The sequence below is a fragment of the Nocardiopsis dassonvillei subsp. dassonvillei DSM 43111 genome (assembly GCF_000092985.1).
In the GTDB taxonomy this organism is placed as follows: Bacteria; Actinomycetota; Actinomycetes; order Streptosporangiales; family Streptosporangiaceae; genus Nocardiopsis; species Nocardiopsis dassonvillei.
Window position 1 is genome coordinate 1,204,555 of record NC_014210.1, and the last position, 23,774, is coordinate 1,228,328.

Annotated in this window: 20 protein-coding genes and 1 tRNA gene; 7 read left to right on the forward strand and 14 right to left on the reverse strand. The window is 73.4% G+C overall.

Translation table 11 applies throughout. The features are described from left to right. Positions 1-153: 153 nt before the first annotated feature. Positions 154-1,317: a DUF418 domain-containing protein gene (locus NDAS_RS04910; RefSeq protein WP_013152035.1), complete on the reverse strand. Its 1,164-nt coding sequence runs from the start codon at positions 1,315-1,317 to the stop codon at positions 154-156. A 136-nt stretch (positions 1,318-1,453) separates the two neighbouring features. Between NDAS_RS04910 and NDAS_RS04915 the strand changes: the two genes are divergently transcribed. Next, a complete protein-coding gene (locus NDAS_RS04915) occupies positions 1,454-1,741 on the forward strand; it encodes an AbrB/MazE/SpoVT family DNA-binding domain-containing protein (protein ID WP_013152036.1) in 288 nt (95 codons plus the stop codon). Positions 1,742-2,021: 280 nt separating this feature from the next. Continuing rightward, the gene (locus NDAS_RS04920; protein ID WP_013152037.1) at positions 2,022-2,519 is read left to right on the forward strand and encodes a DUF523 domain-containing protein; all 498 of its coding nucleotides are present in this window, start codon (positions 2,022-2,024) and stop codon (positions 2,517-2,519) included. 208 nt (positions 2,520-2,727) lie between these two features. Here the strand turns inward: NDAS_RS04920 and NDAS_RS04925 are convergent, their stop codons facing one another. Both NDAS_RS04925 and NDAS_RS04930 read right to left on the reverse strand, forming a co-directional pair. Then, a complete protein-coding gene (locus tag NDAS_RS04925) occupies positions 2,728-3,267 on the reverse strand; it encodes a dihydrofolate reductase family protein (protein WP_013152038.1) in 540 nt (179 codons plus the stop codon). Then, the gene (locus NDAS_RS04930) at positions 3,264-4,196 is read right to left on the reverse strand and encodes a helix-turn-helix domain-containing protein (protein ID WP_013152039.1); all 933 of its coding nucleotides are present in this window, start codon (positions 4,194-4,196) and stop codon (positions 3,264-3,266) included. The genes NDAS_RS04925 and NDAS_RS04930 overlap by 4 nt, the downstream gene beginning before the upstream one ends. A 165-nt stretch (positions 4,197-4,361) precedes the next feature. On the opposite strand from NDAS_RS04930, the gene NDAS_RS04935 reads away from it, so the two are divergent. Further along, positions 4,362-4,435, forward strand: a tRNA-Pro gene (locus NDAS_RS04935). A 68-nt stretch (positions 4,436-4,503) separates the two neighbouring features. On the opposite strand, the gene NDAS_RS04940 is transcribed toward NDAS_RS04935, so the two are convergent. Next, positions 4,504-5,508, reverse strand: a complete 1,005-nt coding sequence (locus tag NDAS_RS04940; RefSeq protein WP_013152040.1) for an arabinan endo-1,5-alpha-L-arabinosidase — start codon at positions 5,506-5,508, stop codon at positions 4,504-4,506. 933 nt (positions 5,509-6,441) lie between these two features. On the opposite strand from NDAS_RS04940, the gene NDAS_RS04945 reads away from it, so the two are divergent. Together NDAS_RS04945 and NDAS_RS04950 are read left to right on the forward strand one after the other, a co-directional pair. Next, a complete protein-coding gene (locus NDAS_RS04945) occupies positions 6,442-8,124 on the forward strand; it encodes a sodium:solute symporter family protein (RefSeq protein WP_013152041.1) in 1,683 nt (560 codons plus the stop codon). Between the two features lie 49 nt (positions 8,125-8,173). Then, a complete protein-coding gene (locus NDAS_RS04950; protein ID WP_013152042.1) occupies positions 8,174-8,446 on the forward strand; it encodes a hypothetical protein in 273 nt (90 codons plus the stop codon). Between the two features lie 45 nt (positions 8,447-8,491). Here the strand turns inward: NDAS_RS04950 and NDAS_RS04955 are convergent, their stop codons facing one another. The 7 genes from NDAS_RS04955 to NDAS_RS04985 all read right to left on the reverse strand — a co-directional run bounded on the left by NDAS_RS04955 (position 8,492) and on the right by NDAS_RS04985 (position 16,398). Continuing rightward, entirely contained in the window at positions 8,492-9,385 is an 894-nt protein-coding gene (locus tag NDAS_RS04955; protein ID WP_013152043.1) for an alpha/beta fold hydrolase, read from the reverse strand. A gap of 225 nt (positions 9,386-9,610) precedes the next feature. Further along, complete coding sequence (locus NDAS_RS04960; RefSeq protein ID WP_013152044.1) at positions 9,611-10,351, reverse strand: SDR family oxidoreductase; 741 nt, start codon at positions 10,349-10,351, stop codon at positions 9,611-9,613. Between the two features lie 356 nt (positions 10,352-10,707). Continuing rightward, entirely contained in the window at positions 10,708-11,679 is a 972-nt protein-coding gene (locus NDAS_RS04965) for an RNA polymerase sigma-70 factor (RefSeq protein ID WP_013152045.1), read from the reverse strand. 240 nt (positions 11,680-11,919) lie between these two features. Beyond that, entirely contained in the window at positions 11,920-13,047 is a 1,128-nt protein-coding gene (locus NDAS_RS04970; protein ID WP_049800286.1) for an MFS transporter, read from the reverse strand. 155 nt (positions 13,048-13,202) lie between these two features. Then, positions 13,203-14,735: a tripartite tricarboxylate transporter permease gene (locus tag NDAS_RS04975; RefSeq protein ID WP_197724943.1), complete on the reverse strand. Its 1,533-nt coding sequence runs from the start codon at positions 14,733-14,735 to the stop codon at positions 13,203-13,205. Positions 14,736-14,740: 5 nt separating this feature from the next. Further along, positions 14,741-15,400, reverse strand: coding sequence for a tripartite tricarboxylate transporter TctB family protein (locus NDAS_RS04980; protein ID WP_013152048.1), 660 nt, complete (start codon positions 15,398-15,400; stop codon positions 14,741-14,743). Then, positions 15,397-16,398 carry a Bug family tripartite tricarboxylate transporter substrate binding protein gene (locus NDAS_RS04985; RefSeq protein WP_013152049.1) on the reverse strand — a complete coding sequence of 334 codons (1,002 nt, stop codon included), beginning with the start codon at positions 16,396-16,398 and terminating at the stop codon, positions 15,397-15,399. The genes NDAS_RS04980 and NDAS_RS04985 overlap by 4 nt, the downstream gene beginning before the upstream one ends. Before the next feature lie 468 nt (positions 16,399-16,866). Between NDAS_RS04985 and acnA the strand changes: the two genes are divergently transcribed. After that, positions 16,867-19,662, forward strand: a complete 2,796-nt coding sequence (acnA, locus tag NDAS_RS04990) for an aconitate hydratase (RefSeq protein ID WP_232051641.1) — start codon at positions 16,867-16,869, stop codon at positions 19,660-19,662. Between the two features lie 112 nt (positions 19,663-19,774). Here the strand turns inward: acnA and NDAS_RS04995 are convergent, their stop codons facing one another. The 3 genes from NDAS_RS04995 to NDAS_RS05005 form a co-directional block, all read right to left on the reverse strand. Further along, complete coding sequence (locus tag NDAS_RS04995; protein WP_013152051.1) at positions 19,775-20,716, reverse strand: GntR family transcriptional regulator; 942 nt, start codon at positions 20,714-20,716, stop codon at positions 19,775-19,777. 143 nt (positions 20,717-20,859) lie between these two features. After that, on the reverse strand, positions 20,860-21,795 hold the full coding sequence (locus NDAS_RS05000; protein ID WP_013152052.1) for an alpha/beta hydrolase: 936 nt from the start codon (positions 21,793-21,795) through the stop codon (positions 20,860-20,862). Positions 21,796-22,162: 367 nt separating this feature from the next. Then, positions 22,163-23,236: an alkene reductase gene (locus NDAS_RS05005; RefSeq protein WP_013152053.1), complete on the reverse strand. Its 1,074-nt coding sequence runs from the start codon at positions 23,234-23,236 to the stop codon at positions 22,163-22,165. Between the two features lie 113 nt (positions 23,237-23,349). On the opposite strand from NDAS_RS05005, the gene NDAS_RS05010 reads away from it, so the two are divergent. Then, positions 23,350-23,727: a MerR family transcriptional regulator gene (locus tag NDAS_RS05010; protein ID WP_013152054.1), complete on the forward strand. Its 378-nt coding sequence runs from the start codon at positions 23,350-23,352 to the stop codon at positions 23,725-23,727. The last annotated feature ends 47 nt before the right edge of the window (positions 23,728-23,774 follow it).

A 23,774-nucleotide genomic window follows, 5' to 3' on the forward strand; every position in this document is an offset into this window, starting at 1 on the left:
GCTGCCCAGCGGTCCTGGTGTACCCACTTAATCACCCTGGGTGACGAGAGCGCGTGCTCTGTCCGTGTCGCCGTCCCGGTAGCGTGTTGGCGGCCAGGAGTCGAGTCCCTGCTGCGGGGTGCACCGGGTCCGAGGCGGAGCCCCGGCGTGTGCTCAGGCCGAGGAGGGTGCCTCCCGCGGGGCTCGGGGCGCGGCCCGGCGGGTGAGGCGGCGCAGCAGGTTCTCCGCCGGACCGCGGTAGCCGGCGCGCCGCATCAGCTCGGCGGCGGCCAGCGACGCCAGCCAGGTCGCGGCGGCCACGCCGAAGGCCCCGGCCAGCCCCAGCCGGTCCTGCCATCCCAGGCCCACCGGTGAGAAGACCGCGAGGAAGACCACGCTCTGGAGCAGGTAGAAGCTCAGGGAGCGCTGGCCCAGAGCCTGGAGGGCGGTGGTCAGGACGCCGCGGGTACGGGCCGCCCGGATCGCGGCCAGCGCGACGATCCCGGCCATCCCGACGCCGCCGAAGTAGCCCGTCAGGGGCTGGAGGAGGGCCGTGCCCCACTGCGCGGCGGCCGAGGGGGCGCTCCACACGCCCGTCTGGACCAGGATCGAGGGCAGGGCCCCGGCGACGGAGACCGCCGTGGTGAGTATGACGACGCGTGTCAGGAAGGCGCGGTTGCGCTCGGGTTCCTCCAGGAGGCGGTGCCGCGCCGCCCACATGCCCGCGACCACCCCGGGTGCGACCAGGACCGTTCCGACGGCCAGGGCGAAGGGCGTGCCGGGGAGGCGCTCCAGGTAGAGCGCGCCGGGGTCGGATCCGGGGGGCGGGGCCACGGAGCCGATGTCGAAGGTGGAGACGCCCTGGGACAGGGCCAGTCCCAGGGGGATCGCCGAGAGCGCCGTGCCGGGGACCAGGGCCAGGCCCGCGACCCACAGCAGGGTCGTCGAGCGCGCCCGCAGCAGGCCCACGAGCAGCAGGGAGGCGACGCCGTAGGCGGCGAGGATGTCGAGGGGGACCACCAGCGTGTGGACCAGGCCGAAGGCCAGCAGCCACCGGCCCCTGCGGCGCAGCAGGGCGCGGACGCCGACCGGGTCGGCCCCGCCTGCGACCCGCCGGTCCAGCGTCTGCGCCAGGGCGTAACCGAACAGGAAGGCGAACATCGGGCGTGCGTGGTTGCCCACGAACAGCTCGTGGAGGATGAGCGCGGCGCCGTTGGCCAGGGCGGGACCGTGGTCGACGGCCAGGACGAACAGCGGGGCGTGGGCGCAGGCGATGGCCAGCAGCATGGCGCCCCTGGCCAGGTCCGGGGCGAGCGCACGGGGCGCGGGAGCGGTCACGGATCCTCCTCGGCGGGGTGGGGTACATGCTATTACATGTAAAGCATGTATATCGTGTGCCCTGTGATCGTGACCGCAAGCGGACACGGCCCGCTTGGTACGCTGTGCGGAACACGTACGGGAAGGCGGTGGCGGGGTGACTGCGGAGCAGGACGGCGCCTCCTACGGACCCGGCGGCCGGGGCTTCTACGGCGCGGTGACGGTCAGCGAACGCGGCCAGATCGCGATCCCGGCCAAGGCCCGCCGCGACCTGGGCATCTCCCCCGGCGACAAGCTGCTGGTCCTCGGCGACCCCCAGCAGGGGATCGCCCTCATGACGGTCGACCGGCTCATGGAGAACCTCCAGGGATCCTCGGTCCTGATGGACGTGCTGCGACAGCACGTCCAGGACGACGGGGGAACCCCGCCCGGCGGGGCCGGATAGCGGCACCGCGGGACACTGGCGGGGGAGTCCCCGTTGTTCCGGTTCCCACGGACTCCCGGGGCCGGCTCCGCCCCGCTGCGGATCGGGACCCGCGGGCGTGCCCTCCCTCCGGACACCCGGCGCCGCTTCCGCCGCGCACGGATCAGGCCCCCGTACGGGCGGGCGTGGCGCACGCCGACGGGGAGGACGTCCGGAGCGCCGCGGGGGCGCTGCCGACGGGAGCGCGTGCTCTGCCCGTCTCGCCGTCCCGGTAGCGTGGTGGCGGCCGAGAGGGGGGTCCATGCGCAGAGTGCTGGTCAGCGCGTGTCTGATGGGACGCCGGGTGCGTTACGACGGGCGCGCCAAGCCGGTCGAGGACGACGTGGTCGCCCGCTGGCGTGAGGAGGGCCGCCTGGTGGTGCACTGCCCGGAGGTCGCGGGCGGCCTCCCGGTGCCCCGCCCGCCCGCCGAGATCGAGCCCGGCGCGACCGCCGCCGACGTGCTCGCGGGCCGCGCGCGCATCCTCACCCCCGAGGGGCGGGACGTGACCGGGCACTTCGTGGACGGGGCCCGGGCGGCGTTGGCCACCGCCCGCGCGCACGGCGTGGTGGTGGCGGTGCTCAAGGAGTCGAGCCCCTCCTGCGGGGTGCACCGGGTCTACGACGGAGCCTTCGGCGGGCGCGGGGTTCCCGGCGAGGGGGTCACCGCGCGGCTGCTCGCGGACGACGGCGTCGCGGTGTTCACCGAGGACGAGATCGCCGGTGCCGCCGCGCGCCTGCGCGAGCTGGACGGCGGCTGAGGGGCGCCGCCGGGACTTCGTCGGCGGCGGCGCTCGGAGCCGTGCCTCCCGTCCCGGGGCGGCGGAGGCGCTTCCACGGGGAACTCACGCCGGGGCCGCGGATGAGGTCCGGGTCTCCAGGACCCGGCTGGTGGTGCGCGGGCGGTTCGGGGGTGAGGCGTGGGTCCCGGGGCCCGGCCGGTGGCGGCGGGCCCCGGAAACCCCCGGGTCAGGGGCGGACGACCTCGTAGCGCATGCACGCGAAGTCACCGGCGCGGTGCACGTCCAGCACCCTCAGGTCCACGCGCCCGGCCAGCAGGGGCGAACCCGCGCCCAGGGTGACCGGCGCGACCGACACGACCACCTCGTCCAGGAGGCCGAGCCGGGCCAGGTCCGCGGCGACGCCGCCACCGCCGATCAGCCACACGTCACGTCCGTCGGCCGCCTCGACCACCTCGGCGTGCAGGTCGCGCAGCTCCTGGTCGGTGTCGGCGCTGGCGAAGCGGACGTCGCCCTCGATCCCGGGCAGGTCGCGGTGGGTGAGCACCCAGGTGGGGACCTGGTAGGGCCAGGGCTTGTCGCCCTCGTGCTTCAGGATCCACTCGTAGGTGCCCGCACCGGACACGATCGCGCCCGCCTCGCGGATGAAGGTCTCCGTCTCGTTCAGGGCATCGTCCCCGTCGGCGGCGAACAGCCACTCCAGGGAGTGGTCCTCGGTGGCGATGAAGCCGTCCAGGCTCGTCGCGGTGTTGTAAACCGTTTTGCTCATCGTGTACCTCCGTCGTGGTGTCGGTCTTGAAGCCATTCGATGGGGTCGCCGTGGTCCACCTCCAGGCCCTCCGCGCGCAGCATGTGGCGCACGAGCTGCCTGCGGTGGGCGGAGAAGGTGAGCACGTGCGCGACGACGCTGCCCAGTACGAAGCTCTCGGGCGGATCGCACAGGGCGTCGATCAGCCGGTCGCCCCAGGCGCCCCGCCGCCCGATGTCGTCGATCGCGGCGATCCAGCGCGCCCCCGCCCGCGTGTGCCGCTCCGCCAGCGCCTCCAGGCCGTCCGCGCCCCGTTCGGGCAGGTCGGCGCCGTCGATCGAGGCGAGCCACATCTCCTTGGCCCGGACCAGGTGGTCGAGCACGGCGGCCACGGACTCCTCCGGCCCGTCCCATTCCAGGACGGTCCGCCCGGGTGAGTGCACCCGCCGGTAGGCCTCCTCGGACAGCTGTCCGGCGAGGCGGATCAGGTGGGCGGTGTCGTCCACGTCGTGGTGGACCTGGAGGGCGATCAGGTCCATGCCGGTCCGCTCCTTGGGTCTGTCCTCGATCCACAGGTGGATCGGCGGGTGGAAGTGGATGCCGTTGGGCGCGGACAGCCACGTGCCGCTGCCCGCCGTGGTGGCGCTGGGCGGGTGCCCGAAGGCGCGTCCGAAGGCGCGCGTGAACCCCTCGACCGATTCGTATCCGGCCGCGAATGCGGCGTCGGTCACGCTGCTGCCCTGGCTGATCTGCCAGGCCGCGCGTTCCAGGAGCACCCGGCGGCGCAGCGCGACCGGCGACTCCCCGGTGTCGCGGGTCAGTCTGCGGGTGAAGTGGAACGGTGAGGCGAAGGCGTGGTCCGCCATGTCGGTGAGGCGGGTGTTCTCCTCGTCCAGGACCGCGTCGAGCAGTTCGCGCAGGCGGTCCCGGCCTGGGGTGGGCTCGGTCATGGCAACCAGTATGTTCACCGGAGGCGCCCGGACGCCTGACCGATCTTGCCCACCCGTGCCGCCGTCGCGGCCGGGGCCGGGCGGGTTTTCCCGGTGCGAGCGCCCCGGCGGATGCGGTAGAGTCTTCTGCGTCGGCGGGGCCGGAAAAGGTGACCGCTCGACGAACGGGACGTAGCGCAGTTTGGCAGCGCACTTGACTGGGGGTCAAGGGGTCGTGGGTTCAAATCCCGCCGTCCCGACAGAGGAATAGCAGGTCAGCGAGGGGTCCACCGTCAGGTGGACCCCTCGCCGCGTTCCAGGGCCGGTGTCAGTGCACGTACGGCCATCCGGCGGAGTCCCAGCCGAGCCAGTTGACGCCCAGCAGCGCCGTGCCGTCGTCGGCGTAGTAGTGGTAGGCGAGGATGTCGTGGTCGGTGTCGGCGAAGACGTCCTGGTGGCCGGGGCCGTGCACGCCGCCGTGGCCGGACAGGACCTCGGTGCCGCCGCCCGCGGTCATGGCCCTTCCGGCGCGGTCGCGATAGGGGCCGGTGATGCTGGTGGAGCGGCCGACCATGATGCGGTAGGTGCTGTCCGCTCCCCGGCAGCACAGGTCGAAGGAGACGAACAGGTAGTACCAGCCGTCGCGCTGGAAGAGGGTCGGCGCCTCGACGGCGTCGCCGCCGCGGCCCGCGATCGAGTGCAGGACGCGGTCGCCGCGCTTGCCGGTCGCCGGGTCGATGCGCACCATCTTGATCCCCGACCAGAACGAGCCGAACGCCAGCCACCAGCGGCCCTGGCCGTCCACCTCCAGATGGGGGTCGATGGCGTTGAAGTCGTCGGAGGGGAACGACTCGATGACCAGGCCCTCGTCGCGCCAGGTGCCCGAGTCCCCGCTGGTGCTGGTGGCCAGGAAGATCGCGGACCGGTTGGAGCCGAAGGTCGAGGCGGAGTAGTAGAGGCGGTAGCGCCCGTCGGCGTGGGACAGGTGCGGGGCCCACAGGTTGCGCGCGCCGCCCGTGTAGGGGCTGGTCCACGGGGCGCCGCCGGGGAAGGCCGGACCCGCGTCGCGGAAGGCGGTCCGGTCGGCGGAGGTCTTCAGGGCCACGTCGTCGCCGGTGTGGGCGATCAGGTAGCCGCCCCCGGGCCGCTTGACGAAGGACGGGTCGTGCACCCGGACGTCGCCGGTCACATGGCCGGGTCCGGGGTAGTCGGCGGCCGCCGCGGGCCGGGCGCCGACCGCGTCGGCGGCGGTCGTGGTCGCGGCCAGCGCTCCCGCGGCCAGGGCGGAGCCCAGCATTCTGCGGCGGGAGAGGGTGTGCGGGTGTTCCGTCATGGGGAGCCTCCTCGGGCTCGGTTCTGGGGGGTGGGTGCCGCGGCGACGCCGGGTTCCGGGTCGCGGAGTGCCCCGGACCGCGGGCGCCCCGGCCCGAGAAGTGCCTCGGCACCAGGGGAGACGGGTTCCGCGTCGCCGTGCGAGGGCGTGTCACCCATGTGTTGTTAGCGCTAACAACGGGTGTCGCGGGAGCGCGGCGTGCTGCGGCCACGGAACGGGGGGTCGTGCGGGCGCGGAACGGGCCGCGCGTCGCGGTCCGCCCTCGGCCCGCCCGGGTGCGGGGGTGGTCCGCCAGGAGTCCGTGTCGGCACCGGGGGTCGTGTGCCGTGGGACGGGGGCGGCGGGCATCGTGCGCGGTGGCGGGTGCGCTCCGTCACCGTGCGTGCATCGTAAGGTCGCGGTCGCGCAGCGTCAACCCTCCTTCGCGCACTGTCCGCCTCCGGCGTTCCCGGCGCCGCCGAGCCGTTTCCGGCGGCGGCATTTCATGAGAAACAGCCCCGGAAGCACACGATAGGCGCGTTCCGGCGGGGTAGGTGCACAGGCGCCCCTTGCCCCCGGCGCCCGAGGAGAAGGCTCCCGTGACGCCGCTCCCCGCGGTGCCGCGACCCACGGCGGGACCGCGGGTGCCACCCCGAACAGGGCGGCGCCAGACCCTTGACACGCCGGTGCTTGTGCAAGATGGTTGCTTACCTTGATGGTTAATGTTTGGTTCCGTGGAAAAATGTGGGGAATGGTCCTCATGTGCACGGTGCACATGCGTGAACGGAGTAAGAACATGGGCGCACCCCGTCCTGAGGTGCAGATACGGGTACCGGTTCGCGACGCCGCGTCCTTCGTCGCCCGAGATCCGGTGGTGACCCGGGCGCACCACGTCCGAAGGTGTGAACAGGCCTTCCACGCAGGGGCCGCCGCGTCGAGAGAGGACCAGCCGACGTGACCGTGCTAGCACAGGACTCCCTGCGGCTGGACGCCAACGCCATCGACTACACCCTGCTCGCGGTGTACTTCGCGTTCGTGCTGGGCATCGGCTTCATCGCCCGGCGTTCGGTCTCCAACAGCCTCGACTTCTTCCTGTCGGGGCGCTCCCTGCCCGCCTGGGTGACGGGTCTGGCCTTCATCGCGGCCAACCTCGGCGCCATCGAGATCATCGGCATGTCGGCCAACGGCGCCAACTACGGCATGCCGACCATGCACTACTTCTGGATCGGCGCCGTCCCGGCGATGCTGTTCCTGGGCCTGGTCATGATGCCGTTCTACTACGGCTCCAAGGTCCGCAGCGTCCCCGAGTTCATGCTCCGCCGCTTCGGCACCGCCGCCCACCTGCTCAACGGGATCAGCTTCGCGGTCGCCCAGATCCTGATCGCGGGCGTCAACCTCTTCCTGCTGGCGACCATCGTGGACGCGCTGCTGGGCTGGCCCCTGTGGCTGTCGCTCCTGGTCGCCGCCGCGATCGTCCTCAGCTACACCGCGCTGGGCGGGCTCTCCGCGGCGATCTACAACGAGGTGCTCCAGTTCTTCGTCATCGTCGCGGCGCTGCTGCCGCTGACCCTGGCGGGGCTGAACCGGGTCGGCGGCTGGTCGGGTCTGGTGGAGGAGGTCACCGCCTCCCCGCAGGGCGCCGAACAGCTCTCCGCCTGGCCGGGCAACGCGCTGACCGGTTTCGGCGACAGCTTCCTGAGCATCCTCGGCATCGTCTTCGGCCTCGGCTTCGTCCTCGCGTTCGGCTACTGGACGACGAACTTCGTCGAGGTGCAGCGCGCCATGGCCTCCAAGAGCATGTCGGCCGCGATGCGCACCCCCATCATCGGCGCCTTCCCCAAGCTGTTCATCCCGTTCATCGTCATCATCCCCGGGATGATCGCGGGCGTGAGCGTCTCGGAGATGGTCCAGCTCAAGGCCGGTGAGAACCCCGGCGTCGACTACAACGACGCGATCCTGCTGCTGATGCGCGACGTGCTGCCCAACGGTCTGCTGGGCGTGGCCCTGGCCGGTCTGCTCGCGTCGTTCATGGCCGGTATGGCCGCCAACCTCAGCTCGTTCAACACCGTGTTCACGTACGACATCTGGCAGGCCTACGTCGTCAAGAACCGGCCCGACTCCTACTACCTGGGCATGGGCCGGTGGGTCACGGTCGGCGCCACCGTCGGCGCCGTGGGCACGGCGTTCATCGCCTCGGGCTACTCCAACCTGATGGACTACCTGCAGCAGCTGTTCTCGTTCTTCAACGCGCCGCTGTTCGCCACGTTCATCCTCGGTATGTACTGGAAGCGGATGACGCCCCACGCCGGTTGGAGCGGCCTGGCGGCGGGAACCCTGGCCGCCGTGGGCGTGTTCCTGCTCGCCGAGACCGGAGTACTGGCCCTGTCGGCGCAGGGCGCGAGCTTCGTCGGCGCGGGAGCGGCCTTCGTGGTCGACATCCTCGTCAGCGTCGTGGTCACCATGTTCACCCGGCCCAAGCCCGACTCCGAGCTGGTGGGCCTGGTGCACTCGCTGACCCCGCGCGAGTCGCGCAAGGCCTCCACCACCGGTGAGGACGCCGGCTGGTACCGCCGACCGGGGCTGCTGGCCGGGATCGCCCTGGTGCTCGTCATCGTCCTGAACATCATCTTCGCCTGAGCGACCCCGAGAGGTGCACCGTGCTGAGACAAGCTGAGGAGGTCATCCGATGAGTGCTGACAGCCCCGGAAAGAGGAAGGGCCGCACCGCCTCCCGGGTCTTCGACATCCGCACGATCATCGCGCTGCTGTTCGCCATCTACGGCGTCGTGCTGACGGCCATGGGGTTCGCGGCCGCGCCGGAGCAGATCGAGCAGAGCGGAACGAACCTGAACCTGTGGTCCGGTCTGGGCATGCTGGCCTTCGCCGTGTTCATGGGCGGCTGGGCGCTGGTCAAGCCGCTGAAGGCCCCCGAGGAGCCGGGCCCCGACACCGGGGCCTGATCCGCTCGGTCACACGGGCCCCGGGCGCGTCGCGCGCCCGGGGCCTCAGGCGCTGGGCAACCCCCGCAGCAGGTCCCGCACCAGGTCGGGGCGTTCGCGCAGCGCGAGGTGCCCCGCGCCCCGGACGGTGTGGACGGCGGCGTCCAGGAAGAGCAGGGCCGGGCTGTACAGCAGGTCCGGGGAGAAGAAGGGGTCGTGCGACCCGGTGGCGACGGTGACCGGGGTCCGCCGCCAGTGGTGGAGGGCCTCCGCGCGCAGCGGCCGGGGCGGCAGCACGTTGACCGCGCGGCAGGACCGGCCGACCAGGGTCGTCCACTCCAGCAGGGTGCTGTTCCGGGGTTCGGCCGAGCCGGGGCCGCACATGGCGCGCAGCAGCGCGGAGCTGGACCGGGCGTCGGGGTGGAACCTCCAGCGCACCAGGGCGGCGGCCAGGCCGGTGCCGCCGGTCGCCGGTGTCAGGCCGCCGGGATTGACCAGGCAGAGTCCGGCCACCAGGGGCCCGGGGGTGGCCGAGAGCGCGATGGCCGCGCCGATGCCGTGGCCCAGGACCAGGACCGGGCGGTCGGTGACCTGCGGCAGCACCTCGTCCAGCCAGCCGCCGTAGTACGCCGGACGCTCGACCAGGGGCCGGTCGCCGTCGCTGAGCCCGGGCTGTCCGGGCGGATCGGCGACCAGGACGGGGCGGTCCTCGGACAGGACGCGGACGGCGTCCAGGAGCGTGGCCGCGCTCAGGACCGACCCGGGGAGCACGAGGACCGGGGTGCCGGGGCCTCCGGGGGCGGTGAAGACGCGGGTGACGCCCAGGGAACAGGGGACGGTCGCGAGCGGGGTGAGCGGGGACTGGGCGTTGAGCCTGTCCCAGCACCAGTCGTGGACGGCCTGTCTGGTGGTCCGGGAACGGTAGACGCGCTGTGCGGGAGAGGGGGCGGGGTGGTTCACGTTGCCTGGTTCCGTGGAGACGCCGGGGCCGGTGGACCCGACTGCCGACACACCTAACGTCCCATCGTACGCCTCCGGGGGGTGTTCGAACAGGGGGGAGCGCGCGGGGTCCGCGCGCGTACGCCCGCCCCCGCTGCCCCTCCGGTCGTCCGGACGCCGACCGGGGGCGCGGGCCCGCGCCGGGTACGCGACCCGGTGCGGGCCCGGGCGGACCGGTGGTCCGGGTCAGGACCGCCGGAGCCAGTCCTCGTACCGCGTGGTCGCGGTGGGCACGGAGCCGTCACCGCTGACGACGCCGTCCGGGATACCCGCGAACATCCCGGCGCCCTCGTCCGTGGTGACGGAGCGCCCGTCCGGGCGTGCGGCCAGGGTGATCTCCCCGAGCCTGTCGAGCCGCAGCACCTCGGGCCCGGCGATCTCGCGCCGTCCGTTCAGCGGTTCCCCCTGCGTCGTGTCCGCGACCGCGGCCGCGACGTCGGCGGAGGCGATGGGCCGCATCAGGGTGGAGGGCAGGCGCACGGTGCCGCCGTCCGTGGTCAACGCCATGATCGAGTCCACGAACTCGAAGAACTGGGTGGCGCGCACGATGCTGTACGGCACCCCGCTCCGCGCCAGGAGTTCCTCCTGGGCGACCTTGGCCCGGTAGTAGCCCAGCCCGGGAACCCGGTCGACGCCGACGATGGACAGGATGACGTGGTGGCCCACCCCCGCCTCCCGTCCCGCCGCGGTCAGGTTCTTCGTCGACCGGGTGAAGAAGTCCAGCGCGGCCCCGTCCTCGAAGGAGGGGGAGTTGGTCACGTCCACGACCGCGTCCGCGCCCGTCAGGGCCTGCCCGAGCCCCTCGCCGGTGAGCACGTCGACGCCCGTCGACTGGGAGACGGCGACCGCCTCGTGGCCCCGTTCCCCGAGCAGGGAGACCACCTGCGAGCCGATGAGGCCCGTACCGCCGACGACCACGATCTTCATCGTTACCTCCTACGCCTGACAACCTGTGGCGTCCGGGGCGCGTGGGGCCCCGGTACGCCGACCGAGCGGCCGTCGCGGGCGGCTGGCGGGTCCCTCCGCCGCGCCTGCCGCGAACGGCGCGTGAGCGCCGCGGTCCGGACAACCGGTGCGGCCCTCACCCACTCGGACAGGGCAGCGGCCGCGTGTGTGACACGGGCGGGCGGCCCGGGGGAGAGGGCCTCACCGAGGGACGCTGAAAACCGGCTGCCGGCCGTGGCCGCGTGGTGGGCAAAGGCCAGCAGGGGCGCGTGTGCCTGCCGGGGCGTGTGTGCGCGCCGGAACACCTGGCACCAATGCCATGGCGCCGTTGGCGCCGCTCAGCAGGCCGGTTCCCCGGCGTCCGACAGGCCCCCGGCTCCCGGCGGGCTCCCGGGGGCGCCGATGACGCCCCGCGAGGAGCGCTGGAAGGAGGCGATCTTGCCCGGGTTCATCACCCACAGGAGCTGGTGGATGCCTTGCGCCGAGGCGTCGACGGACAGCAGCGCGAAGGGCGTCCCGCCCCGGGACACCACGAGGCCGGGTCTGGTGTTCATCTCCGCGATCTCCGTGCGCGAGCCCGGCCAGAAGCGCGGGGCGAAGGCCTGGAGGAGTCTGGCCACGCGGTCCCTGCCGGTGACGGGAACGCGGGCGCTGTTGCGCACCCGGCCCCCGCCGTCGGACCGGCTGACCACGTCCTCGGCGAGGATCTCCTCCAGGGCGGCCAGGTCGCCCGCCTGGGCGGCGGTGAGGAAGGCCTCCACCAGTCTCCGGTGCTCCCGAGGGTTCACCGGCTCCCTCCGGCCCTCGGACAGGTGCCCGCGCGCGCGGCTGACCAGCTTGCGGGCGTTGGCCTCGCCGGTCCGCACCACGGCGGCGATCCGGTCGTAGGGGTAGTCGAAGGCCTCGCGCAGGACGTAGGCGGCGCGCTCGGTGGGGGTGAGTTTCTCCATGAGCAGGAGGAGGGCGAGTTCGACCGCCGCGCCGCGCTCCGCGCCGACCCCGGGGTCGGCGCCGGTGTCCACGGGCTCGGGCAGCCACGGTCCCACGTAGGCCTCACGGCGGGCCCGGGCCGATTTCAGGACGTTGATGGCCAGGCGCGTGGTGATCGTGGCCAGGAACGCGGCGGGGTCCTCCACGACGCCGTGGTCCGTCCTCTGCCACCGCAGCCAGACCTCCTGGACCAGGTCCTCGGCCTCGGCCCAGCTGCCGAGCATCCGGTAGGCGATACCGAACAGGCGCGGGCGCACACCGGTGAAGGCCTGTGCGGCCTCCTCCAGGGGGCCGGGCTCCCGTGGGACGGCTGACTGCATGGGCGCGACCACCTTCACCGGTTCTGACCTGCTGCCCGGGCACGGGACACGCGCCCCTCGCCAACCTACCGGGGCACCGGCGGAGTGCCCGGCAGGCACGGTGATTCCGCACGCCCCGGAGCAACCGGAGAACCCACGCGTTCCATGTGCATCTGGCGTCTCGTGCGTGTCTGTCTCGCGCGGCCGGGACATCCCGCGTGCATCTAGTGCCTCACGCTTCCCGGCAGGCCCCGGGGCGGATCAGATCTGCTTGGCCGCCGTGACCGCCGACGCCACGAGCACCACCGCCGCGAACCACAGCGCCCCGGGCGCGCCCACCGCGCCCGCGACCCCCGCGCCCACGGCAGGGATCCCGACCTGCCCGAGCCGGTTGCCCCAGATCCGCAGCGCCAGGGCGGCCCCGCGCGAGCCCTCCGGGGCTGCCGTGGCCACCGCCGACATCGTCAGCGGCTGGCCCAGACCCAGCAGGAACCCCCCGACGGCCAGCACCGCCCCCAGCACGAACACGTTGCTGACCGGCAGGGCCACCGCCGCCATCGACAGGCCCGCGGCCCCGGCGCTGACCGCGATCAGCGTCTCGCGCGACCAGCGCCGCACCAGCCGGGACAGCACCAGGCGGGACAGCAGCGAGAACCCCGCGCGCAGGCTCAGCAGGACGCCGACCGTCATCGGCGGGATGCCGCGGTTCTCGGCGACCAGCGGCAGGTAGGCGGTGAGGATGTCCACGGCCGAGAGCAGCGCGAGGCTGGCGAACAGCCCCGAGGGCAGGCCCGGCCTGCGCAGCAGTTCCCGCGCGGGGGTCCTCTCCGACCCCTTCTTGCGCGAGGGCGCGGGCATGCGAACCCGGACGAAGGCCAGGATCGGCACCAGCCCCAGTCCGCCGGTCACCGCGGCGACGAGCAGGGCGGAGGAGGTCGCCGACAGCAGCGCGTCCCCCGAGGCGTCGGCCAGCATCGCACCCGACAGCAGGGGGCCCACGAGCTGGCCCAGGGAGGCCGCCGCGGTGAACCACCCGAAGTCGCGGTCCAGGTTCCCCGGTGCGGCCAGGCGCGCGATGAGCCCCTGACCCGCGACCATGCACAGCAGGTGGCCCATGCCCAGCACCGTGCTGGCCGCGGCGATCGCGAACAGGTCCGTGCCGTACGCCAGCAGCAGCGAGCCCGCGCCGAGCACCGCCGCGCCCAGGCCGACGATCCACGCCATGCGCCGGGACCGGTCGGTCGCCCGCCCCAGCGGGACCGCCACCAGCAGGGGCAGCAGCGCGTAGGCGGCGGTGACCAGGCCCACCGCCACGGCGTCACCGCCCAGGGCGATCGTCCGGTACGAGACCAGGGGACGGGCGAGGTTGAGCGCGGTGTGGGTGAACATGACGCTCAGTAACAGCGGCCAGAGCCACGACGCCCCCCTGACGCGGCCTCTTCCCAACGTTCTCTCCCCCTCGTCCGTGTACTCCCCGTCCGGCGCAACGGCGCCCCGGGGGCTGGGGGTTCCCCGGGGACATCCGATGACGTGACCATCTGGTTCTACACGGTGTCCACCCGGCGCTCGGCAGCCGGGGTCGCGGACCGGCGCCGGTCCCGCACCCGCTTGACCGCGAAGACCGCCACCACCGCCACGAGGATGGTGTAGATGCCGACCGCGATGCCGCTGTCGAACAGGATCGACACGTCGCCCTGGCTCGCGGCCATCGCCCGGCGCAGCTCGCTCTCGGCCAGCGGCCCCAGGATGACGCCGATGAGGACCGGCGCCACGGGGATGTCGTACCTGCGCATCAGGAGCCCGAGGACGCCCACCGCGAACAGCAGGACGACGTCGAACACCGAGCCCTTGACCGAGTACACGCCCACCGTGGCGAAGACCATCAGCCCCGCGAACAGGTGGCGCTGGGGCAGGCGCAGGAGCCGCGCCCACAGCGGCGCGAAGGGCAGGTTGATCACCAGCAGCAGGAACGTGCCGATGAACATGCTGGCCAGCAGCGCCCAGACCAGGTCGCCCTCCTGCTCGAAGAGCAGGGGTCCCGGCTGCATCCCGTACTGCTGGAACGCCGCCAGCATCACGGCGGCCGTCGCGGACGTGGGCAGGCCGAGCCCGAGCAGGGGGACCATCGCGGTCGCCGTGGTCGCGTTGTTGGCGGCCTCCGGACCCGCCACGCCCTCGATCGCGCCCCGGCCGAACTCGCTGTCGCCGCGCCGCCTGGCCAGCGCCTTCTCGGCTCCAAAGGACAGGAAGGTGGGGATTTCGGCGCCGCCGGCGGGGATCACGCCGAAGGGCAGGCCCAGCGCCGTTCCCCGCAGCCAGGGCTTCCAGGAGCGGCGCAGGTCCGCGCGTCCCAGCCACGGCGTGCCCGACGCCACCAACTGGCCCGCGGCGGCCCGCTTCGGCCGGAACCCGGTGTGCAGGACCTCGCCCACGGCCAGCAGTCCGACCGTGATCACGACGATGCTGACCCCGTCCAGCAGCTGCGGGACGCCCAGGGTCAGGCGGATCGCGCCGCTCTGGTCGTCGATGCCGACCACGCTGATCGTCAGGCCGATGCCCAGAGCGGTGATGCCCCGCAGGGGGGAGGAGGTCACGACGGCGGCGGTGCACACGAAGGCCAGGACGGCGAGCGCGAAGTACTCGGCCGGTCCGAACCCGAGAGCCAGGACCACCATGCGCTGGGCGAAGAAGGCCACCACGGTCGTGGCCACGATGCCGCCCACGAAGGAGCCGATCACCGCCGCCGCCAGCGCCTGGGAGGCCCTGCCGCGCCGCGCCATGGCGTGGCCCTCGAACGCGGTGGCGATCGACGAGCTCTGCCCGGGGGTGTTGAGCAGGATGGACGTGGTCGCGCCGCCGAACTGCCCGCCGTAGTAGATGCCCGCGAACATGATGAACGCCGCGGTCGGCTCCAGCAGGAAGGTCAGGGGGAGCAGGAGGGCGACCGCCATGGACGAGCCCAGCCCCGGCAGGACGCCCACGGCCGTGCCCAGGACCACGCCGAGGAGGCACCACAGCAGGTTGACGGGCGTCAGGGCCTCGGCGAACCCCGACATCAGGAGGGAGAAGGTGTCCACGGTGTTCACAGGACCTTTCCGAGCAGGCCGCTGGGCAGCGACACGTCCAGCAGGCCGGAGAAGCAGATCTGCACGATCGCGGCCAGGGCCACGGCCACGCACAGGTCCAGCAGGGGTGAGCGCCGGTCCAGGGCGAAGCTGACGCCCCAGAAGAGCAGGGTGCCCGAGAGCAGCCAGCCGAGCGGTTGGAGCAGCAGGACGTGGGCGGTCAGGGTCGCGGCCATGACGCCCAGGGTGCGCCAGTCGCCGTGTTCGCTCTTCGCGTCGGAGGCAGCGGCAACGGCGTCGGGGGCGGCCTCGGCGGCCGTGGTGGGAGCGGCCGCGGTCCCCGTCGTTTCGGCGGACGGGGAGCGCCGCACGGCCAGGACCGCGCGCACCCCCGCCACACACGCCGTGACGCCCAAGAGGGCGCCCACGGTCAGCGGGAAGAACTGCGGGCCCAGGAAGCCGCTGCTCTCCGGCACGCGGATCACCATGCCGCCCACGAGCAGGAAGAGGGCCGTCACCAGGGTCACCGCGGGCACGGCCAGCGCCGTGCCGAGGGCGGCGAACGCGGGGTCGGCCGCGGGCTCCGGGGCGGCGGCGCCTGCCCCGGGCCCGGTGTCCGTGCCGGTCTCCGCGTCGGTGTCCGGGGACTGCACCCCGGCGGGTCTTTCTCGGGTCACGACAGTCCCAATCCCTCGATGATCTGCTCCAGGCGCGCGGTCTCCTCGGTGAGGAACGCGTCGAAGTCCTCCCCGGCGACGAACGCCTCCCGCCACCCGAAGCGCTCCACGGCCTCCTGCCACTCCGGCGTCCCGACCAGCGCGTGGGTCAGGTCCAGCAGGACCTCGCGCTGGTCCTCGTCCAGCCCGCCCGGCGCGGCCAGGCCGCGCCAGTTGGCCAGGTCCAGGTCCATGCCCGCCTCGCGCAGGGTGGGGACGTCCACGCCGGGCAGCGGTTCGGCGGCGGAGACGGCCAGCGCCCGCACCTCCCCGGCCTCGATCTGCGACTGGAAGCCGTTGTAGCTGGACACCGCGATGTCGGAGGTGTGCGACAGCAGGGAGGTGAGCACCTCGCCGTCGCCCGAGTAGACGATGTAGTTCAGTTCGGAGGGCGAGACCCCGAGCCCGTCGAGCATCAGCGCGGCCAGCAGGTGGTCCGAGGTGCCGATGGCGCCCCCGCCCACCACGAGGTCGCGGGGCGCCCCGGTCCAGGCCGCGGCCAGGTCCTCCAGGGTCCGCAGCGGGGAGTCCTGGCGGACCGCGACCACGATGTAGTCCTCGGCCAGCCGGGCCAGGGGCGTGACGTCGGCCAGGGTGGTCCGCGAACCGGTGATCTCGATGCCGCCCAGGATCGAGCTGCCCATCACCATGAGCACGTCCCCGCGCCCGCTCTGCTGCGCCGTGTGGTTGAGGCCGACGGTGCCGCCGCCACCGGGCAGGTTGAGCACCTCGACCCCGCTGGCCAGGCCGTTCTGCTGGAGCGCGTACTGCGTCTGCCGGGCGACGGTGTCGAAGCCGCCGCCCGCCGCGGCGGGAACCACCATCTCCAGGCGCCCACCGCCCGTACCCGCTTCACGGGAGGTCTCGCCAGCGCGGACCTCCACCAGGGCACCGGCGAGGGCGACCGCTCCGATCGCACCCGCGATCGCCTCGCGTCGGCTCGGAGCCGTTATCTGCATTGCTGTCCCCCACGGGTCGAGTGACCGGTGCCGGGGCCCGGTCCCTGTGTGACGTGTGCCTCGTGAGGCGGGGCACACACCTGGAGATATTGCACCAAGATGAACGCGAGTGCAATATGCGGGACCCGAGATCAGTGCTCGTCACCCCTCGGGAGCCTCCCGGTTCTCCCCGCGTGGGGTCGGGGGTCGGCGGGGGCGCGGCCGGCGCGGTGCGCGGCGTTCCGACGCAGGTGGTCTCGTGGTTGTGGCGAGGTTCGGGCGTCCAAGCCCGCTGCGAGTACAAGGGTGTGGCGGAGGGCGAGGGGCGGTCGCGACCTGGCGGGATGCCTCGAAGGGCCGGGCGGCCGCTCCCAGGGGCTGGCTCCGCCAGGTGTTTCTACTTTGTACTAGTCTCTTTGCTAGAACAATCATGGGGCTCCGGGAACCGGCGCACCCGAGGACCAGCGTGGGGGGACGATGGACGAATCCGTGGCCACAACCGCCAGAACCGCCGCGACAGCGGTACTCAACGCGGCCGGAAGCGAGTTCCGCTACGTCGCGCTCGACCGGCTGCTCACCCCCGACGAGCTGGACCGCGCGCCCTACACGGTCCGCGTCCTGGTGGAGAACGTGGCCCGCCGGGCGCCCGAGGCCCTGCCCGCGGTGCTCGCCCGCGTGCGCTCGGGCAGAGGGGACTGCGAGGTCCCCTTCCACCCCAACCGGATGATGCTGCACGACACCACGTGCCTGCCCACGCTCACCGACCTGGCCGCCCTGCGCGACACGGTCACCGAACTGGGCGGCGACGCAGCGGACGTCAACCCGGTGATCGCCACCGACCTGGTCGTGGACCACTCCGTGATCGCCGAGGCGCACGGTTCGGTGGCCGCCTTCGCCCGCAACCTCGACATCGACTTCCGCCGCAACGCCGAGCGGTACGAGTTCGTCAAGTGGGCCGAGCGCAGCGTGCGCGGCTTCCGCGTGGTCCCCCCGGGCCGGGGCATCATCCACCAGGTCAACATGGAGACCCTCGCCCGCGTGGTCTGGCGCGAGGACGGCGGCGACGGCCCCGACCTCCTGCACCCCGACGTCCTCGTGGCCACCGACAGCCACACGCCGATGATCAACGCCATCGGCGTCCTGGGCTGGGGTGTGGGCGGCCTCCAGGCGCAGGCCGCCATGCTCGGCGAACCCGTGATGCTCAACTTCCCCGAGGTCGTCGGCGTCCGGCTCACCGGGGGCCTGCGGCGCGGCGTCACCGCCACCGACCTGGCGCTGACGCTGACCGAGCTGCTGCGCGCGACCGGCGTCGTGGACGCGTTCGTGGAGTTCTGCGGGCCGGGGATCGACGGCCTGTCCTGGTCGGCGCGCGCGGCGGTGGCGAACATGGCGCCCGAGTACGGCACCACGTGCGCCTACTTCCCCTACGACCGCGAGGTCCGCGACTACCTGCTCCTGACCGGGCGCGAGGACGGGCACGTGGAGGCGGTGGACGCCTACATGCGCGCCCAGGGGCTGGTGCGCGGCGCGGACTCCCCGGAGCCGCGCTTCGACCGGCTCGTGGAGTTCGACCTGGGCGCGGTGGAGCCCTGCCTGGCCGGGCCGCACCGCCCCGACCAGCGCGTTCCGCTGTCCCGGGTGCCCGCGTCCTTCCTGGAGACCGCGTCCGCGCCGGAGAGCGTTCCGGCCCCCGACACGGTGGCGGGCGCGAGCACGGACGCGGGCCCGGCCGCGGCCTCGGATCTGAACTCGGCCCCGGACCCGGACCCGGACCCGGTCCCGGCTCCCCGCCCCGGCACGGACGGCGCCTCGGGCGCGGCGACGGGGGAGGACGTCTTCGGCGAGCCCCTCCCGCGCGGACCCGTGGGCATCGCCGCCATCACCAGCTGCACCAACACCGCCAACCCCGCGCTGATGATCCAGGCGGGTCTGCTCGCGGCACGGGCCATGGAACGCGGCCTGCGCGTCAAGCCCTGGGTCAAGACCACCCTGTCCCCGGGCTCGCGGGTGGTGGTCGGCTACCTGGAGAAGGCCGGGCTGATGGAGCCCCTGGAGGCGGCCGGTTTCCACACCGTCGGCTTCGGCTGCATGACCTGCATCGGCAACTCCGGCCCCCTCGTCCCCGAACTGGAGGGACTGGCCGGGGAGGGACTGGAGGCCGCGGCCGTGCTGTCCGGCAACCGCAACTTCCCCGGCCGGGTCAACCCGCGCGTCTCGCACGCCTACCTGGCCTCGCCGCCCCTCGTCGTGGCCTACGCCCTGGCCGGAACGGTCCTGCACGACTTCGCCGCCGAGCCGCTCGGCCACGACCGCGACGGGAACCCGGTGCACCTGGCGGACCTGTGGCCCGACGACGAGGAGGTCGCGCGCGTCGCGGAGAAGGCGGTCGACCCGCAGGCCTTCCGGGAGAACGCCGCCGAGGTCTGGGAGGGCACCGAGCAGTGGCGGGCGCTGGACGCGGCCGGGAGCACGCACTTCCCCTGGAACGAACACTCCACCTACATCCGCCGACCGCCCTACCTCACCGGCGTGCGCCCCGAACCGGGCAGCGAGGTCCGGGTCGAGGACGCCCGGGTCCTGCTGTGGCTGGGCGACCACGTCACCACCGACCACATCTCACCGGCCGGGGCCATCCCCCGTGACAGCCTGGCCGGTGCCTACCTGCGGGAACGGGGCACCGAACCGCGCGACCTCAACCAGTACTCCACCCGGCGCAGCAACCCCGAGGTGATGCTGCGCGGCGCCTTCACCAACCCGGCCGTGGCCAACCTGCTCCTGCCGGAGGGCGAACGCGGCAGGGGAGGGCACGCCCGCGTCCTCGACGGCTCGCGCGTGGAACCGGTCTTCCACGCCGCCGCGACCTACCGCGAGGCCGGGGTGGACCTGGTGGTCCTGGCGGGCCGGTCCTACGGGACGGGGTCGAGCCGCGACGTCGCGGCCAAGGTCCAGGCCCTGCTGGGCGTGCGGGCGGTGATCGCGGAGAGCTTCGAGCGCATCCACCGCAGCAACCTCATCGGCATGGGGGTCCTGCCGCTGCTGTTCCCCGAGGGGAGCACCGCGGCCGACCTGGGGCTCGACGGCGGCGAGCGCCTGACCGTCCTCGGGCTCGGCGGGATCGGGGTGGGGGTGACGCCGCTCGTCCTCAGGGTCACCGGGGCCGACGGGAGCGCTCGGGAGCACACGGTGCTGCTGCGCCTGGACTCGGGGCACGAGGTCGCCTACCTGCGGCACGGGGGCACGATGCCCTATGTGGCGCGCCGCTTCGCGGACCGCCGTCCCGTCTGAGGCCGTCCCGGACCGGTGAACGCCCGCCCGCTCGGCCCGCCGAACCGGGGGTGCGGAGGTCCCCGGCCGTGGCCGCGCGCGTGCCGGGGACCGGCCACGGGAGGGCCGTCCGTCACAGCAGGGCGGGCGGCTCCGCGCCGATCCCGGTCTTGATCCACCGGACCCGGTCCAGGTGCGCGCGCAGGGCCCGGGAGGCCTCCTCGATCCGCCCCTCCTGGAGCAGGTCCATCAGGAGCAGGTGCTCGCGGGCCTGGTGCACCATCCGCGTGCGGTCCACCTGGTGACGGTACTCGATGAGCCTGCGCACCCGGTTCTGCCGACGCACCGCGTCGAGCAGGACCGGGTTGTTCGCGCACCCCACGAGCATCTCGTGGAACTCCGCCCCCGTCTGGAACAGGGTGCCGCGCGCCGACGACAGCGCCCTGCCCCGTACCAGGCCCTCCTGGCGCTCCCGGTGGAGCGCGAAGGCCTCCGCGTCCACCGCGAACCCCGGCTCCAGCAGCGCGGCGGGTTCCACGATCATCCGGAACCGGTAGCTGTGGTCGTGCCCCTCCGCGGTGGAGAGCACCTCCTGGAACTCCCAGCCGCGGCCCGTCCGCCGCCGCACCAGGTCCTCGGCCTCCATCCGGACCAGGACCCGCTGCACGTGCCGGGCCGCCACCCCGTGGCGGCGCGCGATCTCCGCGGCCGTGAACTCCCGGTCGAGCCGGTCGTTGAGGAAGTCGTCCACCACGCGGAAGTACAGGTCCTCCTGCCCGTCCCGCTCCGGAACGGCGTCCACGGAGGCCAGTTCGCTGCCCGGCCGGGTGAGGAAGTACCCCCGGTTCGGGATGTGCTCGACGATCCCCATCTCGTCCAGCAGCGCCAGCGCGCGCCGCACCGGGGACCGCGACACCTGGAGCCGGTCGGCGATCCACTGCTCGGTCAGGTGCGCGCCCTCGTCCAGGCCGCCCGTCCGCGCCAGCTCGCTGATCTGGGTCGCTAGCGAGAGCGCGAGCGCGGAGGCCCGGCCGTCCGCGCTCTTCCTGGCGCCCGTCTCGACTGCTCCGGTCATGCGCGTTCCCGTCGTGTGGCTGCGTTCCCTCCCTATGATGCCGCTGCTCTCCGGCCGGGGGCGCGGGTGCCAGGGGGTTCGGGGCCGGGCCTCGGGAGCGGGTAGCCGGGAGCGGAGTGCCGGGAGTCGGCCCGAACGGGGTGTCAGGAACCGTCCAGCTCGCGGGCCAGGGCCTTCTCCAGCCAGGTCCGTGCCCGGTCGAGGTAGTCGCGGGCGACGGAGGTCTCGGCGCCCCAGGAGTCGAACCCGTGGGGAGCGCCGGGCTCCAGGTGGAAGGTCGTGTCCACGCCGGCGTCGCGCAGCCTGTGCGCGTACTCCCGGGACTCGTTGTGGAACAGGTCGATGTCGCCGACGCCGATCCAGGCGGGCGGCAGACCGCTGAGGTCCTCGCGGCGTGCGGGCACGGCGTAGCGCGGAACCGTGGCCGCGCCGGGGTCGGTGCCCAGGTAGGAACGCCAGCCGAAGCGGTTGACCTCGTTGTTCCAGATGCGGTGGCGGACCCTGTCCAGGTCGCGCCGGGCTGCGGTGCGGTCGTCGAGCATGGGACACAGCAGCCACTGCCCGACCGGCTGCGTGCCGCCCTCGTCGTGCAGTCGTTGGACGAGCGAGGCGGTGAGGCCGCCGCCCGCGCTCTGGCCGCCGATTGCCACGCGCGCGGGGTCCACGCCCAGGGAGGCGGCGTTGTCCTGGAGCCAGGTCCAGGCGGCGTGGCAGTCGTCCAGGGCGGCGGGGTAGGGGTCCTCGGGGGCCATGCGGTACTCGGCGGAGACGACGGTGATGCCCAGCCGGCGGGCGGTGGCGTTGCACAGCGGGTCGTCCTGCACGGCGCGGCCCATGACCAGGCCGCCGCCGTGGATCCAGACGAGGGCGCCGTCCGAGTGCTTGTCGTCGGGGCGGTAGACCCGTACGCCGGGGGCCGCTTCCTCGGGGAGTTCCATGGTGACGCCGGGCAGGTGCCGGGCGTCCAGGTCCTCCATCAGTCTGCGTGTGAGTCGCAGGGCCCAGGGGCGGTGTACGGGGACTTCCGGTGAACGGAGCAGGGGGCCGCGCAGCTCCGGCGCCACCCTCGACAGCTTCATGACAGCGGTCCTGGGACGGTGGTCGTCGGCACGGGGCCTCCCTCGGTTCGCGGGCGGGCGAGCGGGGCGTCGCGCCGTCCCCCGCCGGGCGGCGCGGATGCCGTCCGGAGCATACCGGAACGGGGTGCGGGGGCGGATGCCCTGGTCGTCTGCCCGGACATCCGGCGGGGCCCGCGCCCCGCAAAGCGATCCCGCAAGGTGGGGGAGCCGCGGCCCGGCGGCCCTTCCGGGAGCCTTCCCGGAAGGGCCGCCGTGTTCCCGGTACTTCCTGCGCTGCCTCGCGTCTTCCACGTGGACTTTCACGCCCGAGCGCGGACACCGGGCGGGGCCGGCCGGAAACGGGTCATGACCAGCACAGACCTGGAACCTACGCGCTGTACTGGTACGCGGGGTAGGTCAGGTAACCCCGGTCGCCGCCCTGGTAGTAGGTCGCCTCGTCCACCGGGGCGAGCGGCAGCCCGGTGCGCAGCCGCTCCACCAGGTCGGGGTTGGCGATGAACGCGCGGCCGAAGCTGATGAGGTCGGCCCCCAGCCCCAGCCAGTGGTCGGCCTCGGCCCGGCCGACCTGCTTGGGACCCATGGGGAGCACCGGGTTCATGATGAGGGTGCCCGGCCAGGCGCGGCGCAGCTCCAGCAGCAGTTCCTCGTCGGTGGTGGCTTCGAGGTGGACGTAGGCCACCCCGATCCGGGCCAGCTCGGCCAGCAGCGCGGTGTACAGCTCACGCACGCCCGTCTCCTTCACCCCCCAGAACTCGGCGCCGGGGGAGAGGCGGATACCCGTGCGCTCCGCCCCCACGGCGTCGGCGGTGGCGGCGGTCGCCTCGACGGCGAACCGGATCCGGTTGGCCACCGAGCCCCCGTAGGAGTCGGTGCGCAGGTTGGCGTTGTCCGAGAGGAACTGCGAGATCAGGTAGCCGTTGGCCCCGTGCAGTTCGACCCCGTCGAATCCGGCGGCGACCGCGCGGCGGGCGGCCCGGGCGTAGGACTCGGCCTGCTCGGGCACCTCGGCCTCCTCCAGCGCACGCGGCACCGGCACGGGCTGGGGGCCGCTCGGCGTGAACACGTTGCCCGTGGCCGCGACGGCCGAGGGGCCGACCGGCCGCGTTCCGGTGGTCTCGGGGTGCGAGACGCGTCCGCCGTGCATGATCTGGGCGAAGACACGGCCGCCGTTGGCGTGCACCGCTTCGGTCACCGGCTTCCAGGAGGCGCCCTGCTCGTCGGTGTACAGCCCCGGCGTTCCCGGGTTGGACTGCCCCACCAGGCTCGGCTGCACCCCCTCGGAGACGATCAGCCCGGCGGTCGCGCGCTGGGCGTAGTACGCCGCCATGGACGGTGTCGCCAGTCCGCCCTCGGCGGCGCGGACGCGGGTCATCGGCGCCATCACGACCCGGTTGGGCAGGTGCAGGTCGGCGAGCCGGTAGGGCTGGAAAAGGCTGGTCACGACAGGTTCTCCTCCGTGGGCGGTGTACCCCGGTCGGGTACGTCGACTACGCTAAAACCTCACATTGATGTGAGGGGCAAGCGGTTGTGCCGCAGGTCACGAGGGAGGAAGCCGTGCGCATCGGGGAACTCGCCAGGCGGACGGGCGTGAGCGTCCGGTCCCTGCGCTACTACGAGGAGCAGGGGCTGCTCATGAGCACCCGCAGCGACAGCGGGCAGCGGCACTACACCGAGGCCGCGGTCGAGCGCGTCGCCTTCGTCCAGCGGCTGTACGCCGCCGGGCTGTCCAGCCGCACCATCGCCGAGGTGCTGCCCTGCGCGGAGGCGCCCAGCGAGGGGAACTCGGACGCGGCGATCGAGCGCATGGCCCAGGAGCGCGACCGGCTCACCGAGCACATCGCCGAACTGGTGCGCACGCGCGACACGCTGGACGGCCTGATGGAGACGGCCCGCGTCTACCGGGAGCGGTTCCGCTCCGGCGCCGCCGCCTGACGCGCCCCCGCCTTTTCCCTGCCCTCCCGGCCTGTCCCGTCCCGCTC

Coding starts and splice junctions, on each gene's coding strand:
- NDAS_RS04920 (WP_013152037.1), top strand. CDS start 2,022: ATGCGCAGAGTGCTGGTCAGCGCGTGTCTGATGGGACGCCGGGTGCGT.
- NDAS_RS04925 (WP_013152038.1), bottom strand. CDS start 3,267: ATGAGCAAAACGGTTTACAACACCGCGACGAGCCTGGACGGCTTCATC.
- NDAS_RS04930 (WP_013152039.1), bottom strand. CDS start 4,196: ATGACCGAGCCCACCCCAGGCCGGGACCGCCTGCGCGAACTGCTCGAC.
- NDAS_RS04940 (WP_013152040.1), bottom strand. CDS start 5,508: ATGACGGAACACCCGCACACCCTCTCCCGCCGCAGAATGCTGGGCTCC.
- NDAS_RS04950 (WP_013152042.1), top strand. CDS start 8,174: ATGAGTGCTGACAGCCCCGGAAAGAGGAAGGGCCGCACCGCCTCCCGG.
- NDAS_RS04960 (WP_013152044.1), bottom strand. CDS start 10,351: ATGAAGATCGTGGTCGTCGGCGGTACGGGCCTCATCGGCTCGCAGGTG.
- NDAS_RS04965 (WP_013152045.1), bottom strand. CDS start 11,679: ATGCAGTCAGCCGTCCCACGGGAGCCCGGCCCCCTGGAGGAGGCCGCA.
- NDAS_RS04970 (WP_049800286.1), bottom strand. CDS start 13,047: ATGTTCACCCACACCGCGCTCAACCTCGCCCGTCCCCTGGTCTCGTAC.
- NDAS_RS04985 (WP_013152049.1), bottom strand. CDS start 16,398: ATGCAGATAACGGCTCCGAGCCGACGCGAGGCGATCGCGGGTGCGATC.
- NDAS_RS04995 (WP_013152051.1), bottom strand. CDS start 20,716: ATGACCGGAGCAGTCGAGACGGGCGCCAGGAAGAGCGCGGACGGCCGG.
- NDAS_RS05000 (WP_013152052.1), bottom strand. CDS start 21,795: ATGAAGCTGTCGAGGGTGGCGCCGGAGCTGCGCGGCCCCCTGCTCCGT.